This is a genomic window from Acidovorax sp. KPB24-03, from assembly GCF_057546605.1.
The window spans coordinates 1-1,784 of record NZ_BAAJYR010000570.1 but is presented as its reverse complement, the minus strand read 5'-3'; the positions used below and the strand labels follow the sequence as shown (position 1 = coordinate 1,784).

Here is a 1,784-nt window from a genome sequence, read left to right as displayed (position 1 = left end):
CCGAATCTTCGACCTGCAGCAGCAGCACGTGGCCGAAAAGTGTCGGCCAGCACCCGCGCGGTTGATGATCCCCGGCGCCCCCGGCCCCGGAGGGCGTGTAGTTGATCGCGTTGTCCAGCAGGTTGCGCGCCAGCTCCTTGAGCAGCGTGGGATTGCCCTCCATCCACACGCCGGGCGCACCGGGCTCGGCGCCCTCGTACCCCAGGTCGATGTGCTTTTCCAGGGCGCGCGGCACGCAGTCGCGCACCACCTCGATCACCAGCCGGGCCAGGTCCACCGGCTGGCGCGCCAGGGCCGTTCCACTGCCTTCCGCGCGGGCCAGGGCCAGCAGCTGGTTCACCGTGTGCGTGGCGCGGATGCTGGAGCGGCCGATCTGCTGCAGCGATCGCTTCAACTCCTCGGTGCTGGTGCCTTCGCGCTGCGCCAGGTCGGCCTGCATGCGCAGCCCGGCCAATGGCGTCTTGAGCTGGTGCGCCGCATCGGCCAGAAAGCGCTTTTGCGTGGCCAGCGAGTCGCTGAGCCGGCCCAGCAGATCGTTCACCGAGTCCACCAATGGCGCCACCTCCAGCGGCACCGCCTTGTGGTCGAGCGGCGAAAGGTCGTCGGGCTTGCGGGCGCGGATGCGCTCCTCCAGCAGGCTCAAGGGCTGGATGCCGCGCGCCAGGGCCAGCCACACCAGCAGCACGGCCAGCGGCAGGATCACGAACTGCGGCAGCATCACGCCCTTGATGATTTCCGTGGCCAGCACGCTGCGCTTTTTCGCGCGTCTCGGCCACCTGCACCAGCGCGGCCGGCGCGCCCGGCAGCGGCACCCGCACCCAGATGGACGCCACGCGGATCTCGATGCCGCGCAGTTCGGCATCGCGCAGGCGCACCTCGCCCGAGAGCGGGCGCTCGTCCTCGGGCGGCGGCGGGCGCGGCAGGTCGCGCTCGCCCGAGAGGAACTCGCCCGTGGGCGAGACCACCTGGTAGTAAACGATGTCGGATTCGTCAGCACGCAGGATTTCGCTGGCCGGCTGCGGCAGGTTGAACTGCGCCTTGCCGCCCTGCACCGTGACCAGTTGGGCCAGGGCGTGGGCGTTGTACTCCAGCGCGCGGTCGAAGGGCTTGTTGGCCAGGCCCTGCGCCACCAGCCAGGTGAGCGCCAGGCTCACGGGCCACAGCAGCAGGAGCGGTGTGAGCATCCAGTCCAGGATCTCGCCGAAGAGGGAGCGCTGCTCGCGCTGGAAGATCTTCAAGACAGGACGCCGGTGGAGGGGTTCAAGCCAAAAGGGCCGTCAGCGCAATCATCACTAGGGCATACCGCTATTAAATCAATAGCATTCAGGTGGCGATCTTCTCAAGGCAGTAGCCCAGGCCGCGCACCGTGGCGATGCGGATCGGGCCGCGCTCGATCTTCTTGCGCAGGCGGTGGATGTACACCTCGATGGCGTTGTTGCTCACCTCTTCGCCCCACTCGCACAGGCGCTCGACCAGTTGTTCCTTGGACACCAGCCGGCCGGCGCGCTGCAGCAGCACCTCCAGCAGGCCCAGTTCGCGCGCCGACAGCTCCACCAGCTTGCCGTCGATGGTGGCCATGCGGCCGGCCTGGTCATACACCAGCGGGCCGTGGCGGATGGCGCTGGTGGTGCCGCCCATGCCGCGCCGCGTGAGGGCGCGCACGCGCGCCTCGAGTTCCTGCAGGCTGAAGGGCTTGGCCATGTAGTCGTCGGCCCCGAAATCCAGGCCCTTGACGCGCTCTTCCACGCTGTCGGCGGCGGTGAGGATCAGCACCGGCAGGGCCG

Annotated in this window: 2 protein-coding genes and 1 pseudogene; all 3 read right to left on the bottom strand. The window is 69.1% G+C overall.

Annotated features, from left to right (window positions below; genetic code table 11):
* Positions 1 to 748, bottom strand: a 748-nt coding sequence (locus AC27KI_RS24050; protein WP_487116250.1) for a histidine kinase dimerization/phospho-acceptor domain-containing protein, incomplete at its 3' end; no start/stop codon positions are given.
* Between the two features lie 58 nt (positions 749 to 806).
* Positions 807 to 1,184 (bottom strand): annotated as a pseudogene (locus AC27KI_RS24045) (sensor histidine kinase N-terminal domain-containing protein); the annotation flags it as partial.
* 139 nt (positions 1,185 to 1,323) lie between these two features.
* Positions 1,324 to 1,784 (bottom strand): winged helix-turn-helix domain-containing protein (locus AC27KI_RS24040; protein WP_487116248.1); only part of this gene is annotated, 461 nt, incomplete at its 5' end.